The organism is Caldicellulosiruptor sp. F32 (genome assembly GCF_000404025.1).
Classification (GTDB): Bacteria; Bacillota; Thermoanaerobacteria; order Caldicellulosiruptorales; family Caldicellulosiruptoraceae; genus Caldicellulosiruptor; species Caldicellulosiruptor saccharolyticus.
The window spans coordinates 1-13,834 of sequence record NZ_APGP01000076.1; the positions used below are offsets into that span (position 1 = coordinate 1).

A 13,834-nucleotide genomic window follows, 5' to 3' on the forward strand; every position below is an offset into this window, starting at 1 on the left:
CTACACTTACGAAATCTTACAACTCTTCAATTTACGCTATGAATTGGATACACAAAATTCTTGACAAGTCTCCTTCATCTATAAATTTACATGCCTCCTCTATCATCCCCTTACCTATCTGGTCCAATTGCTTCTTAAGCTCAATTGAATATTCTGTTAAATCTTTCTCCCTTCTCACTATCTTCTCTAATCCGTCCTCAAAAGTCTTTAAAAGTTCTTCTATTTTTGATACAATATTTTTAGTCATTTTGCTCCCTCCTTTGGTTTGTTTTTCCTTTTCTTTTTTGTTTTTTTCAACCTTATATTTTACATCTTTCTTTCTATTGTGCCAAGAGGAGGGAGCTTTTTGCCATCTCAAATCCTATAAATATTTTACACTAAGATCAAATTCTATTTCTAAAGCTTAAAAGGCTTTTTAAAGAGAATTCATAAGAAAAATAGTCAAAACTCTAAAATAGTGAGTTATTAACCGGTATTTTTGAAAAATTGCCTCATTTGGCTTATTGACATATTTAAAAAAACACTTTATAATATTTATTCCCCTCTATTTACAAAAAAAAAGAATAGTGATATAATAATTATGTTTTTAGATGTAGCAAAATGGTGAATAATGTCAATGTAGCTTTCAAATTAAATAATTTTTTAAGAGGGGCAGTGATGTTAAGGTGGTTGATAAGCTACACCTTCAGCAGATCAAAAAGGACATTGAGGCCCTCAAAGGCGAAAAAGTACTTGTGCGTGCAAACAAAGGACGCAAAAAAATGATTGAAGTAGAAGGTATCTTGGAGAACACTTATTCAAATATCTTTGTTGTCAAGTTCCCGATTGACAGAGAGTGCAAACAGTTCAGGTGTGTGACCTATACCTATTCAGACCTTATAACAAATACAGTTGAAATAATTCTTTGTAGGACAAATACAAAGGTAAATGTTATGTAAAAAACGGCTTTTTATCAATTTTACTTGTACGTTTTAATTATAACCAAAAATATCAATTTGTCAACACTTTAAAAAAGAGCTTATTCTGAGGTTGTGAGAATAAGCTCTTTTTTTATTTTACATATTATCCGGACGTCCCTGCATATATTTTATTAGAGAAAAGATGAGTTTATATGGAGGTTAACTTTAAAATTGGATAAAAGGTATGAAAAGATTGAGTACATGAACGTGTATGGGTCAGACTCGCAAAAAGTTATTGTGGAAGGGGAGATTTTACTTCCTGAGATAAAGCCTGATGTCCTAAAAGTATTGCAGACAGATGCAGATGTTTTTATCACAAGCGTAGAGGTTTTAAATGATAGGGTGGTGGTTCAGGGTGAAGTGGATTTTAGAATAATTTACCTTTCAAATGACCCGCTTAAGAAAATCTCCTTTGTTTCAAGCTGTGCCGAGTTTTCTAAGGTGTTTGATATGTTGGGAGTAAGACCGGGTATGGCATATGAGGTAAAAGATGACCTTATATACAGCTATTGCTCGGCACTTAGCCAAAGAAAACTTTCAGCAAAAGCAATAGTTGAGATTTGCCTTTTAGTCAAATCGTCAACCTCAATTGAGTATTTAGACCATATTGAAGATGAATCGTTAAGGTTCCTAAAAGAAAGAATTACTATTTCCAACCCACTTACATTTACAGAGCAAATTACTAAAAAGGAAATCTTAGAGATTCCACAAGGAAAATCTTCAATCAGAGAGATTTTGCGCTCATTTGCAAGACTATCTGATAAGAATATCAAGTTTGACAGAAAGAAGCTTGCTATTGATTTGAAGATTGATATCAAGACTCTTTATTCTCCTGACATAGGTCAAAATCCTCTTGAGACGGTTGAACATGAAATGTTTGCTGAACATTTTGTTGAACTTTCGAATATTCCAGATGACTTAGAACCTATTGTGAAGTTTTATATAAAGAGCTTTAAAGTTTCTCCCAAGACAGATGAGGTAGGGGAGCTAAGGAGAATTGAATATGACATTGTGGTTGAGGCAGAGATAGCATTCAATCAGCTTGAAACAATTGAACCTATTGTAGATGTTTATTCCACAATGCATGAACTAAAAGAGTCTAAGAAGTTTTTGAACATAGAACAGTTTGTTGGAAAAACTCGGCAGGTACACACAATCAAAGAGGTAGTAGTTCTTCCAAGTGAACCAGAGCAGATTTTTTCGTTGTCTGGTAGAGTTGAAATTGACATGGTAAAGGCTGAAAAGAATGCAGCTCAAGTAAAAGGTGTACTTGTTGTCTTTTTGATTTATATTTCAAAGGATGAGCAGGACATTATAAAAAGTGCAACCACCCAAATCCCATTTTCCATCAAGATTGACTTGGATGGAACTGAAGAACAAGACAAGGTCTATGATGACATTGATATTGAAAACCTGTCATTTTCTATCTTGTCAGCAAACGAAGTTGAAATAAGGGCACATCTGGTGGCTGAACTTTGGGCAAAACGCTCTGTAAATGTGGAGATCATAAGTGATGTACAGATGCTCGAAAAGATAGAAAAAGAAGAAGAGAGACTTGCCTCAATGTATATCTATACGGTCCAGAAAGGTGATACCCTCTGGAAAATTGCCAAAAAGTATAAAACAACAGTTGAAAAGCTAATGAGTTTTAATCAATTAGAAAATGCTGAAATTTTTCCTGGTCAAAAACTTTTGATAGTAAGATAAAAAAGCTGCCTCACATGGTCATTTACTTTCTTGGGTTTTTGAGGCAGCTTTTTTCTTATGATTTCACAGGTGATTTGTCAAGTATTAACTCTATACACTTGTTTACATCACCCGCACCGATTGTTGCAACAATGTCACCCTTTTGAGCAGTATTCAATACATATTCTGCTATTTTTTCAAATTGATCTATATACTCGCAGTCAACACCTGCTTTTTTGAGCTTTTCATATAAATCTTTTGAGCTAACACCGTACACGTTCTTTTCCCGCGCAGCATAGACATCAGTGACAATAACTTTGTCTGCTAAAGAAAGACTTTTTACAAACCCTTCCATGAGACTTTTGAGTCTACTAAATGTATGTGGCTGAAAGATTACAATAACTTTTTCTTTGGCTAATTTTTTCAACGTCCTAAGTGTTGCTTCTATTTCAGTAGGGTGGTGAGCATAGTCATCATAAAGGACTATGCCGTCAATTTTACCTAATTTCTCGAGTCTTCGAGATGCGCCACAAAATTCAAAAATAGCTTCTTTGATAGTATTTTTATCAATTCCCAATGTGTATGCAACTGAAAAAGCTGCTAAGCTATTATACACATTGTGAAATCCAGGGATATTAAGTTTAATATGGCAAAGATGTTTAAAATCTTTGTTAACAACATCAAATTCATAATAGCCATTGCATGAAGTTATATTGTCTGCCCAAAAATCTGCCTTTGTTTTGGTGGAAAAATATATTACATTTTGCTTTAAATAACTTGCAACTGAATAAACATTCTCATCGTCAAGATTTGCAACAATAAATCCGTTTTGGGGAATTTTGAGAGCAAACTTTCTGAAGGAGTCTTTGATTGACTCTATATCCTTAAAATAGTCCAAATGGTCATTGTCAATGTTCAAAATTACACCAATGCTGGGATTGAAATTTAAAAAACTATCGACGTATTCACATGCCTCAACAACTAAATACTCACTGGAACCAATACAGAAATTTCCACCAAGCTGTTTTACAAATGCCCCAACCAAGACTGTAGGATTTAAAAGAGCTTTTTTTAAAATGTATCCTATCATTGAAGTAGTAGTGGTTTTTCCATGTGTGCCAGAAACCGCTATAACATTTTTATAATCTTTCATGAGCATTCCTAAAAATTCAGCTCTTTCATAAACTTTAAGTCCCAGCCTTTTTGCCTTTACAAGTTCTGGATTGTCTTTTGGAATGGCCGCTGTGAAAATTACTATCTCATCGCCTTTTATGTGGTTTTCATCATGTCCTATATATACGTTAATTCCCTTTTCCCTAAGCATTCTGGTGGTTATACTCTCTTGCATATCAGAACCTTCTACAATATGTCCATGATTTTTAAGAATGAGTGCGATTGCACTCATCGATATTCCACCAATGCCGATTAAAAAAAATTTATTCATTAAAAAACTTACCTCCAACAACAGAAATTTTTTCAATATTGAAACTATCATACATTTTATATTATACTTCTTTTTTGTTTGAATTGTTAAAATAATTTTAACTTATCGAACGTTAATTTAATTTTTCTTTATATCATTCGGCAAGTGTGATATAATTATTCTCAATATTGGGGCTTTTTATTTTGGAGGTGCAAAGTTTAGAATGGAAAAGGCAGGAAAGGCCGAAAGGCTTATATATATTACTAATATCTTAACGCAAAATCCAATGAAGATTTTTAGTTTAAGTTTTTTTTGTGAGAAATTGAACTGTGCTAAATCTACTTTGAGTGAAGATATTGACCTCATATCAAAGGTATTTGTTGAGACAGGACAAGGCAGGCTTGAGACAATAAGCGGTGCTGCTGGCGGTGTTTATTATATTCCGGTTATGAAGAAAGAGGATGAGATAGAATTTTTGAACTTTTTGAAAAATGAGCTTCAAAACCCAGAGAGAATTGTATCTGGGGGATTTGTATATATAAACGACATTGTATTCAGCCCAGAGATAATTAAAAAGGCTGCAAAGATTTTTTTGAGGCTTTTTTTAGAAAAAGAAATAGACTACATTGCCACTGTTGAGGCAAAAGGAATTGCACTTGCATCTTATGTTGCACAGTATTTTAACAAACCATTGGTTGTTGCGCGAAGTGGAAGCAAGTTTACAGAAGGCTCAACAGTCAATATCTCATACATCTCAGGAACAACAGGGAAGATTGAGACAATGACAATGGCAAAAAAGGCTATAAAAAGAGGCTCAAGGGTGCTTTTTATAGACGATTTTATGCGCGGCGGTGGTACTGTTCGTGGGATGAGAGACTTGCTCAGTGAATTTGAGTCTACATTGGTGGGAGTTGGGGTTTTGATTGCCACAAAGGATAAAAAAAGCATTGATATAGATTATAAAAGCCTTTTGATTTTAGATACCCTTGATGCAGAAAACAAAAAGATTGAATTTTCGATAAATAATCAAGTAATTTCATAAAATTTATATAAAATGCACTAAATTGAAAGGAAAATTTGTTGGAAATACTAAAGGGAAAGATAGAAAAATGTAGAATTATATAAACTAAACAGAAAGTAAAATTAACATGGAGGATGGGCTTATGCAGGTGACAGATGTTAGGATTAGAAAGATTACAAATGAGGGCAGGATGAAGGCTATTGTATCTGTGACATTTGACAACTGTTTTGTTGTGCATGACATTAAGATTATCGAGGGGCAAAATGGATTATTTATTGCAATGCCGAGCAGAAAGACACCAGAGGGTGAATTCAAAGACATTGCACATCCCATAAACCAAGAGATGCGCGATATGGTTCAAAAAGCTGTAATTGAAAAATATGAAGCTGTTATTTCAGCTGGAGAATAAAGATTTAAAAAGAAAAGGTTTCTACCCGTAACAGAAAGAAAGGTAGAAACCTTTTTTGTTATTGTGGCAGTGAAATTATATTTATTCCTGGTACAAGTGTTGTTACAATTCTTCTTTCTTGACCATTTTGTAAGATGGTAATGAGCGTAAAGTCCTTTATATCAAAGCCATTTTTGTTGTCAACAAGCAAAGCTGATTTGTCAAGGGGAGTAATTATTACATTTTTCAGTGCGATTTCATAATTGACAAACTGCTTTACGGTGGGTACCCACAAAAGTTTTTTGTCTCTAAATATTGCTACGAGTTTCAGGTTATTGTCAAGTTGCCGACTTATATATACATTCTTGTTTTTCACAATAAAAAATTTTCTTTTCTGCATAGGATGAGCAAAATAATCGTGTATAATACAGACTCCGTTTTCGTTTACAAACTTTTCAAGCCGCGGCTTTGTCAGCATTGACAAAAGATTTCTGTACCTTACAGAATTCCATTGGTATAAAGAATCACCTTCACCAAAATTATAATTTTTAAAGAAAATTTGTGGATGTTTGTTTACCTGGTTTGGTTCGAGCATATTGAGGTCATCTAACTTCACATCCAAATAAGACCAGCAGTATTTATAACCATGCTTTAAAAAAAGATTAAATGTGTAGTTTTTGCTTGTTTTTATAGCTCCTTCGCTTTTCAAATCTCCACAACGAGTACCATCAGATAAACTGTGGTCAATCCAGTCATCAAGTTTTAAATAACTTGTAGCATTTAATGCCTTTTCGATAAGCTGCGGGGTGTTTTCTTTTGCAATAGGCGATGCTGTGTGAAGCACAACCTCTATGCCCTTTTGAGCAAGAAATTCAATGAGTTTCTTGTACTCAGGATTGTCAAAACCAGGTATTCCTTTTATAGATTTGTAGAAAAATCCCCATGTTATTGGGATTTTATACCCTTCAAATCCTTTTTTCATATATGAGCTATCTTTTGTATCTGTTGTGCCAAACATTATAGCTTTTATAATTGAAATCATATTTGAATCAGCATGGTTGGAAAATACTAAAATACCTTTTCTACCATCAGGCGCGCGTGATTTTATAGCATAACCGAAGTCTGCTGGGAAGATAGAATAAGTGAAGCTTTTTTCAAAACCCTTTTTGAAAAGCTGTGTTGTTGTCCAGATATGCTCTTTGTTTTTTCCAATTAGGAAATACTTTATATCATCCGAGTTTGAAAAAAACAAGAATACATTTGCTTTATTTTTTAAGTTATAAGTTTCAATAGAATCGTAATTATTAGCATAGCCCATTGCACAGTTGTCAAGCTTAAGATAAAAGTCAGAAAGGGAATCTGTTACATACATTGGGCTTGTAAATTTTGAAATTGAATAATCACGCTTTAGAATAAAAAGCGGTTTTGACTCAAACACAACAGGTGAGTATTCCTTAAAAACCTGGTGGTCTTCTTTTGATTTCAAAATCTCTTCAACACTTATCACATCCTCTGATGATGATACAAAAACTTTTCTGGTTATCTTCTGGAAACCATTTTCAAACACCTGTTCTATTAAGTTATTGTACTTATCAACGCGCTTTAGCGCAAAGGAGTACTTTGACGGTTTTACAAAACCTATTTTGAAATTTCTAAACTGCACAGTTTTAACATTCTTGCCATTTTGAGAAACTTCAAATGATAAATACCTTGCATCAATTGGCAGAGAAAATGATGTCTTAAACGTTCCCCAACCAGGGGTTAATTTTAGCTTTTCAGGCAATGACAATATCTTTGTTTTATTTTCACCAAAGATTGCTATCTCGACGTTTACATTTTCCTCTTCTTTAAAGTGAATAAGGTTTTGGTAGTCTACTTTGTAGTCAAACGATAGCATCACAGATTGATATTCATCTTTAAGAGAAATATAAGGCGAAGTTATTTTATAAAAGGCATTCATTGTGTGAAAATCAAGCTTTAAAACTTTGTTTTTGCCCTCTGTTAAAAACGAGATATCCGAAGGTTCGCTCTTTTCAATCCTCCATTTGATAGCTCCATTTTCAATAAAAGGAATATCAATTGTAAAAATCTCTTCCGATTTTTTTGTTGAAGTATTATTTAAAAGTTCTGGTGGTAAAATCTTGGCCACAACCTGGTTTCCTTTTAATATCTCAACTGCATTTCCTTTTGGTTCAATTGAAAAGTGTGCTTTTTCAGGAAGGTTTTGTATACCTGTTGCAAATATAGCTGTAGAAAAAGTTGATATAAACATGATAATAACTGCAAATGCTACAAGTCTTTTTGTCATCTTTTCTGCTACCGACTCCCTTCTTTTTTCGCATGTAGTTTCCAAATATTAATTATATGTTGGGCTTCTCTAAAATTCAATTAAAAATTTTAGTCAGTTTGTTTAATTAATTTAGCAATATCTGACACAAATACAAATTTTATGTTTTCTCTTTGAGCATCTTTTAATACTTCTTTAAATGCCTCAATAGTTGTAAGGCCACCTTCCTGCCCCAAATGTCCAATTCCCACTGCAAAACCTTTTTTCTTTGCTTTGTTAAAAAGGAGTCTAAATTTGTCTTGTATAGGCTTTAGCTCATTTTTTGAGTCTAGTATGACATCATGGGGTATCACATCAATACCTTTTTGCTTTCCAATCTTTGGAAATAATGATCTTGGTGATGATGTTGAGTCAACAATTATCATATTGTTTGCCTTTGCCAAGTTCACTAAGTGGCTGACTATTTTCTCATTTGTACACACAAGTGTTCCCAAATGAATACTAAAGCCTTTGCTGTGCGGTAGATTTAACATTGCATCTTTGAATACTTTCTCCACCTCATCATCAGGAGTATTATTCATTATACTGCGCGGAGTTAGCCAAACAGTATTCTGGTCTTCGGGTTCCATTGAAAGGTGCATCAGAACCTCTTTATTATTTTTGCTGCACATAAGAGCAATCTTATTGGAAAAAGGCAAGAAAGGAATGATTGCAACATCAAATGGAAGATTAATCTCCAAAAGTTTTTGAATCTCTTGCTCATCCATTCCTGCATCTTCGAATATCAACGCTACATAAGCTTGAGATTGTGCCGAGGTTTCAACAGCTTGTGGTTTTGGATTGTAAAAAATGTAAACAAGTGTAAGCACAATAAAACAAAAAATTGCAAGTAAAGGAATGAAATATTGACTTAGCTTTGCTTTCTTGATGACAATAAGAATATATCTTCTTAATTTCATGAATTTTAAAGAGTTTTAGTTTCTGATAATAGATTATTCATTCAGATTTTTTGATATACCACCAAAAATGGTCATTTGAGATTTTTAACAAACTCTTCAAATTGTTCTGTCGAGATAACGCTATATTTTTTGTGGTATCTCACTTTATTATATTCATCAATTAAATCTTCAATAATGCTATTGTTTACAAGTTCACCTCTTGCAATTAGTCTTCCCATCTCAAGTGGAGTGAGAGAGGTTTTTAGATTATAGTTTTTCTTTTGATAAAAGTACTCCATTGTAAGCTTGAAAATGATTCTTAGGCGTAAGTTCAAATCCGAAATTTTCTTGAGATTTATCTTTTTAATCTTTGTCTGCTTCGGTTTAGCTTTTGGCCTCTTTTTTGCAAGTATAAACGTCTTAATATCAGTATAGTTTTGACCTCTTTCTACCATTTGAATGTTATTTGTGACCTTTGCCAAAAACAAAAGCAAATTTCTTATCATCTCTTCAATAGCAATCTTTATAAATCCAAGTGCTTTGTAAATGAGAAAACCAAGTATTCCAAGGGCCAAAAGATAGCCGATTACATCAAGTATTTGAGAAATCAAACTCTTTTTAGCAGGTTTCATGTTTTTGAGAAGTTCTGCAATGTCATTGTTAGAGTTTGACATAGGTTTAGTTGTTGCAAAAAGTGAATTTAGAAATTCTAATATCTTTTTTATTATTTTAAAGATAAACTTTATTGTCTCAACAATGAAAGCAACAACATAGGGCGCAAAGCCTTTGAATTTGAATAAAAGAAGTAAAATTACAATAAATGCTAAACTCAAAAAAAGATTTATAAAGCTTATACTTGTTGATATGCTGTTTGTACGTCTGTATCTGCGGCTAATTAAATTTTCCAAGTTTATCCTATTTGAAAGATACACACTTGCAATAAGAAAGATTATTGAGTAGGTAGAATACTGGTTTATAATATTTTTTGGGACGTTCAAAAAAGTTGAAAGTCCACTGACAATTATAATAGCCCAAAGCCCAGCTAAAATTGCGCCAAGTGAAATGTTAACTTCTTCTTTTTCATAAACTAAGTAGGAGTGAATATAAAGGCCCATACAAAAGATTTGGCCTATGAACATCTCCAAAATTCCATAAGGTTTTAAGACAATCAAAGCAAAGCCTTGCGGGATTATTATTATGAACAAGATATTTAAGATCTTTTCCCACAGTCCTGTGCTTCTTTTTTTGATAAGATAGGGAATCAACAAAAACAATGCATTCATTATCAAAAATGATATAAATAAATTAGATGGGTTCTTGGTCATGACAAACGAAGAAAACATCATAAAAATTGGAAATACTAAGCTTGTTATTGCAAAAAGGTATATATATTTTGTTATAAACTGATTTGCATTTTCCAACTTGATTCACTCCATAAGCTTTTTACTGCTATAAATAATAGTATCACTAAAGATAAGTAGGATAAACATGTTTTTGCATACTTGGCTTACAAAAAAATTCAAAAAAATTTGTTAAAAATTGATAAAGAAAAAGGGTGAAAAGTTGATGTATATATATAATGTAATGAAAAAACTAATAGATTATGTAAGTTCTATGGAAGACATTCCCATAGCGGCAGCAGTGCTCAGAGATGGTGAGATTATTAGTATACAAAAAAATGATAGCAAAAATGCCATATTTCACGCAGAAATCCTTGCGATACTTGATGCCACATCAAAGCTATCTACAAAGGACTTAAGAGGCTGCGAGATGGTTGTGACAAAAGAGCCTTGTCCTATGTGTATGAGTGCGATAGTTCTAAGTAAGATTGATAGGCTTTACTTTGGTGCAAGGGACTTTAAAATGGGAGCTGCAGAATCTTGTTTTAAGCTTTCTCAAGATCCAAACCTAAATCATAAAGTTGAAGTAATAGGCGGAATATGCGAAGAAGAATGCAAAGCCCTTTTAAAGAGTTTTTTTGAAAAAAGAAGGATTTAAAGGTGGAAATTCAAAAGATAAGTTGTGTAATGCTGAATTTTTAGGGGTATATATGTAATAGAAGGAATTCTTCAAAAGTTAAAAAAGTAGTTGTAGTGTAAAAAAGTAATTTTAAAGAAGCAGTAATAAAATTTAGAAGAAGAAAGGTTGCGAGGAAGAAATGGAGAATAAGTTTTTACAGCTTGTTTTTAGTAGCAGTCTTCAACTTGTCAAGACAATTGAAAAGGAAATACTTTCATTTTTGATGAGAGAGGCAGATATTACTGCCGAAGAGCTTTTAGAATTCAAACTTATAGTAAATGAGCTTTTGATAAATGCCATTATTCATGGGAACAAAGGTGATAGTTCAAAAAGCGTGAAAGTAAAGATAGGAGTTGTTGACAAAAAACTTAGTTATATTGTGGTAGAAGATGAAGGTGAAGGGTTTGATATTGAAGAAGTGTTCAAAGAGTACACACCTTATGAGGAAGATGAGAAAATTGAGGATTTGTATGAATTCGGACGAGGACTTATGATAGTTTCTTCTCTTTGTGAGAAGGTAAAACAGAATCAGAGAGGAAACAAGATTGTTGCTCTTCGAAGACTTAAAAGAGAGGAAGTAAATCATTTTTGATGCTAATTTGAGCTAAGTAATATTGAAGTTGTTGTAATAGGCTGCGAGAGAAGAAAGCAGTCTTTTTTTATTTGCAATCTTAGCAACTTGTCTTGACCAATCTTGTGTAATTCTTTTGAATTTCATATTGCAATTCCTCAAAAAATTGAGTAGAATATATATAAGTTGACACACAAATCCACATAGAAGAATAGGTGATGAAAGGTATGCTCTCTGCAACAAGAAGGCAAAAGATAAAGGAAATCTTAATGGAAAAAAAGAGTGTGACTGTCACAGAATTGTGCAATATCTTCAATGTATCAGATGAGACTATCCGACGTGACCTCAAAAAACTTGAGCAGGAAGGAATAATCGAGAAGAATTATGGAGGAGCAATTCTAAAAGAAGGATTTACAATTGTTCCACCTATTTCTCAAAGAGCAAAAGAATTTATACAAGAAAAAGAAAAAATAGCAAAAGAAGCTGTAAAGAGGATTAAAGAAGGGATGATAATAATCTTAGATACAGGCACAACTACCTACCAAATAGCAAGGAACTTAAAGACAGCACAAAACATAACTGTAATTACTAATGGTGTAAATATTATAAACGAGCTTGTAACAAACAGCAATATTAACCTTTTTCTGGTTGGTGGTAAAGTAAAGAGTTCAAATTTTTCCATAGTAGGTCCTGAGGCACAAAAAAGTTTTACGCAATTTAGTGCTGATATAGCGTTTATTGGAACAAGTGGAATTTCACTCGAAAAAGGGCTTACCACCTCTGACATATTCGAAGCAGAGGTAAAGAAGGCAATGATTGAAAGCAGCAGAGAGGTAATAGTTGTTGCAGACAGTAGTAAGTTTTCGAAAAATGCTATGGTTTCGTTTTGCAGTTTAAACAAGGTCACAGAGATTATAACCTCAGGAGAAATTGACAGTGAACTTGTTGAAAAGTTTAGGCAAAAAGGTGTAAAGCTCACCATTGTATAACCTTTGAGTCTTTCTGAAAGGAGCAAAGTACATTCAATGAGCAAAATTCTTACAATTGACATAGGTACAACAGCATGCAAGGTAATAGTTTTTGATTTACAAGGTAATATTTTGGCAAAGTCAAATAGGGAATATCCCACTTACACACCCCAGATTGAATGGGCAGAACAAGACCCGAACGATTGGTGGAGTGAGTGTGTAAATGGGATTAAGGAGTGTCTTCAGCAGACAGATGGCAGTAGCATTATTGCCATAGGTCTTTCATCTCAAAGAGAGACAGTTGTTCCACTTGATAAGGACGGCAATATTTTGTACAGAGCTATTTCATGGATGGACAGGCGCTCACGGCTTGAAGCTGAACAAATCTCACAGGAATTTGGGAAAGAAACTATACATAAAATCACAGGACTTATTCCAGATTCAACCTTTACTGCAACAAAGCTTTTGTGGTTTAAAAAGTATGAGCCAGATGTTTTAAAAAAGGCTACAGTTTTCTTGCAACCAAAAGAGTTTATCGGGTATAAACTAACAGGTGAGGCGGCAACAGACCATTCGCTGGCAAGCAGGACAATGATGTTTGATATAAACAAAAGACAGTGGTGGCAAGATATCTTTGAATTTGTAGGTGTGAAACAAAATCAGTTTCCGAAGCTATGCTATGCAGATGAGATAATAGGGTACTTAAAAGATGATGTTGCAAAGATGCTTGGACTTAAAAGTGGCATTCCTGTTATAAGCGGTGGTGGAGACAGGCCTTTAGAAGCAGTTGGTGCAGGCATTATTGGTTCGCGTGTTATGGAGTCGACTGGCACAGCAACAAACGTGTCAATGTCATCAAACAAGGTTCCAGAGCTGCTTGATCCAAGGGTTGTTTGTTCGTGTCATGTAATAAGAGATTATTACCTGATTGAGCAGGGGATATCAACAAGCGGTACAATCCTGAGGTGGGTTCGGGACAACCTATACAGAGGCGAAAAAGAAAAAGGCGAGAACGCCTATGAGATAATTGACAAAGAGGCAGAAAATTCAAGCCCTGGAGCAAATGGGATTGTGCTTTTGCCATTTTTCATGGGGTCACGTGCAACAAGGTGGAATCCTGATGCAAGAGGTGTATTGTTTGGACTGACACTTACACATTCAAGAGGAGATATAGCAAGAAGTGTATTGGAAGGAATATCATATGAGATTCGTGCATGCATAGAGATTTTAGAAGGTATGGGCTTGAAGGTTGAAAGTGTTGTTTCAATGGGTGGCGGGGCAAAGAGCAGTGTGTGGAGCAAGATAAAAGCTGATATTTTAGGGAAGAAAGTGATTGTTGAAAAGGTGTCAGAGGCTGCGTCAAAAGGAGCAATGCTTTTGGCAGCAATGGCAATTGGTGCAAGAGAAAGCCTTATTGAAGAAAAACGCGAGGTGCTCTTTGAATATATGCCAAACCCAAACAACCAACGAGTTTATGACAAGGTGTATGAAATTTACAATGAACTGTATAATTCAGTGTCCAGTATATATCCAAAGATTTCCAAGATTTCAAGCTAAAAGGTTAGGAGGTCTTT

The 13,834-nt window shown here is 33.9% G+C and carries 12 protein-coding genes and 1 pseudogene; 8 read left to right on the forward strand and 5 right to left on the reverse strand.

The window, feature by feature from the left end; all coding sequences use genetic code 11:
• Nucleotides 1-73: 73 nt before the first annotated feature.
• A pseudogene (locus H964_RS12385) lies at nucleotides 74-247 on the reverse strand (ISLre2 family transposase); the annotation flags it as partial.
• A gap of 418 nt (nucleotides 248-665) precedes the next feature.
• On the opposite strand from H964_RS12385, the gene H964_RS07090 reads away from it, so the two are divergent.
• Together H964_RS07090 and H964_RS07095 are read left to right on the forward strand one after the other, a co-directional pair.
• Complete coding sequence (locus H964_RS07090; RefSeq protein WP_011915933.1) at nucleotides 666-938, forward strand: Veg family protein; 273 nt, start codon at nucleotides 666-668, stop codon at nucleotides 936-938.
• Between the two features lie 192 nt (nucleotides 939-1,130).
• Nucleotides 1,131-2,666 (forward strand): DUF3794 and LysM peptidoglycan-binding domain-containing protein, encoded by a 1,536-nt coding sequence (locus H964_RS07095; RefSeq protein WP_011915934.1) that lies wholly within the window; start codon nucleotides 1,131-1,133, stop codon nucleotides 2,664-2,666.
• A gap of 55 nt (nucleotides 2,667-2,721) precedes the next feature.
• On the opposite strand, the gene murC is transcribed toward H964_RS07095, so the two are convergent.
• Complete coding sequence (gene murC / locus H964_RS07100; RefSeq protein ID WP_011915935.1) at nucleotides 2,722-4,089, reverse strand: UDP-N-acetylmuramate--L-alanine ligase; 1,368 nt, start codon at nucleotides 4,087-4,089, stop codon at nucleotides 2,722-2,724.
• A 202-nt stretch (nucleotides 4,090-4,291) separates the two neighbouring features.
• Here murC and purR point away from each other — a divergent pair, with 202 nt between their 5' ends.
• Both purR and spoVG read left to right on the forward strand, forming a co-directional pair.
• Nucleotides 4,292-5,110 carry a pur operon repressor gene (gene purR, locus H964_RS07105; RefSeq protein WP_011915936.1) on the forward strand — a complete coding sequence of 273 codons (819 nt, stop codon included), beginning with the start codon at nucleotides 4,292-4,294 and terminating at the stop codon, nucleotides 5,108-5,110.
• A gap of 121 nt (nucleotides 5,111-5,231) precedes the next feature.
• Nucleotides 5,232-5,498: a septation regulator SpoVG gene (spoVG, locus tag H964_RS07110; protein ID WP_011915937.1), complete on the forward strand. Its 267-nt coding sequence runs from the start codon at nucleotides 5,232-5,234 to the stop codon at nucleotides 5,496-5,498.
• 58 nt (nucleotides 5,499-5,556) lie between these two features.
• Here the strand turns inward: spoVG and H964_RS07115 are convergent, their stop codons facing one another.
• From H964_RS07115 to H964_RS07125, 3 genes are all read right to left on the reverse strand, one after another.
• Entirely contained in the window at nucleotides 5,557-7,785 is a 2,229-nt protein-coding gene (locus tag H964_RS07115) for a hypothetical protein (protein ID WP_039766120.1), read from the reverse strand.
• A gap of 89 nt (nucleotides 7,786-7,874) precedes the next feature.
• Nucleotides 7,875-8,723 (reverse strand): divergent polysaccharide deacetylase family protein, encoded by an 849-nt coding sequence (locus H964_RS07120; protein WP_039766122.1) that lies wholly within the window; start codon nucleotides 8,721-8,723, stop codon nucleotides 7,875-7,877.
• 71 nt (nucleotides 8,724-8,794) lie between these two features.
• The gene (locus H964_RS07125) at nucleotides 8,795-10,123 is read right to left on the reverse strand and encodes a hypothetical protein (protein WP_039766124.1); all 1,329 of its coding nucleotides are present in this window, start codon (nucleotides 10,121-10,123) and stop codon (nucleotides 8,795-8,797) included.
• 145 nt (nucleotides 10,124-10,268) lie between these two features.
• On the opposite strand from H964_RS07125, the gene H964_RS07130 reads away from it, so the two are divergent.
• The 4 genes from H964_RS07130 to xylB all read left to right on the forward strand — a co-directional run bounded on the left by H964_RS07130 (nucleotide 10,269) and on the right by xylB (nucleotide 13,817).
• Nucleotides 10,269-10,700, forward strand: a complete 432-nt coding sequence (locus tag H964_RS07130) for a nucleoside deaminase (RefSeq protein ID WP_039766126.1) — start codon at nucleotides 10,269-10,271, stop codon at nucleotides 10,698-10,700.
• A 160-nt stretch (nucleotides 10,701-10,860) separates the two neighbouring features.
• Nucleotides 10,861-11,313, forward strand: coding sequence for an ATP-binding protein (locus H964_RS07135; RefSeq protein ID WP_039766128.1), 453 nt, complete (start codon nucleotides 10,861-10,863; stop codon nucleotides 11,311-11,313).
• Nucleotides 11,314-11,519: 206 nt separating this feature from the next.
• Nucleotides 11,520-12,281, forward strand: coding sequence for a DeoR/GlpR family DNA-binding transcription regulator (locus H964_RS07140; protein WP_039766188.1), 762 nt, complete (start codon nucleotides 11,520-11,522; stop codon nucleotides 12,279-12,281).
• 36 nt (nucleotides 12,282-12,317) lie between these two features.
• On the forward strand, nucleotides 12,318-13,817 hold the full coding sequence (gene xylB, locus H964_RS07145; RefSeq protein WP_039766130.1) for a xylulokinase: 1,500 nt from the start codon (nucleotides 12,318-12,320) through the stop codon (nucleotides 13,815-13,817).
• The last annotated feature ends 17 nt before the right edge of the window (nucleotides 13,818-13,834 follow it).

Coding starts and splice junctions, on each gene's coding strand:
- murC (WP_011915935.1), bottom strand. CDS start 4,089: ATGAATAAATTTTTTTTAATCGGCATTGGTGGAATATCGATGAGTGCA.
- purR (WP_011915936.1), top strand. CDS start 4,292: ATGGAAAAGGCAGGAAAGGCCGAAAGGCTTATATATATTACTAATATC.
- spoVG (WP_011915937.1), top strand. CDS start 5,232: ATGCAGGTGACAGATGTTAGGATTAGAAAGATTACAAATGAGGGCAGG.
- H964_RS07115 (WP_039766120.1), bottom strand. CDS start 7,785: ATGACAAAAAGACTTGTAGCATTTGCAGTTATTATCATGTTTATATCA.
- H964_RS07120 (WP_039766122.1), bottom strand. CDS start 8,723: ATGAAATTAAGAAGATATATTCTTATTGTCATCAAGAAAGCAAAGCTA.
- H964_RS07130 (WP_039766126.1), top strand. CDS start 10,269: ATGTATATATATAATGTAATGAAAAAACTAATAGATTATGTAAGTTCT.
- H964_RS07135 (WP_039766128.1), top strand. CDS start 10,861: ATGGAGAATAAGTTTTTACAGCTTGTTTTTAGTAGCAGTCTTCAACTT.
- H964_RS07140 (WP_039766188.1), top strand. CDS start 11,520: ATGCTCTCTGCAACAAGAAGGCAAAAGATAAAGGAAATCTTAATGGAA.
- xylB (WP_039766130.1), top strand. CDS start 12,318: ATGAGCAAAATTCTTACAATTGACATAGGTACAACAGCATGCAAGGTA.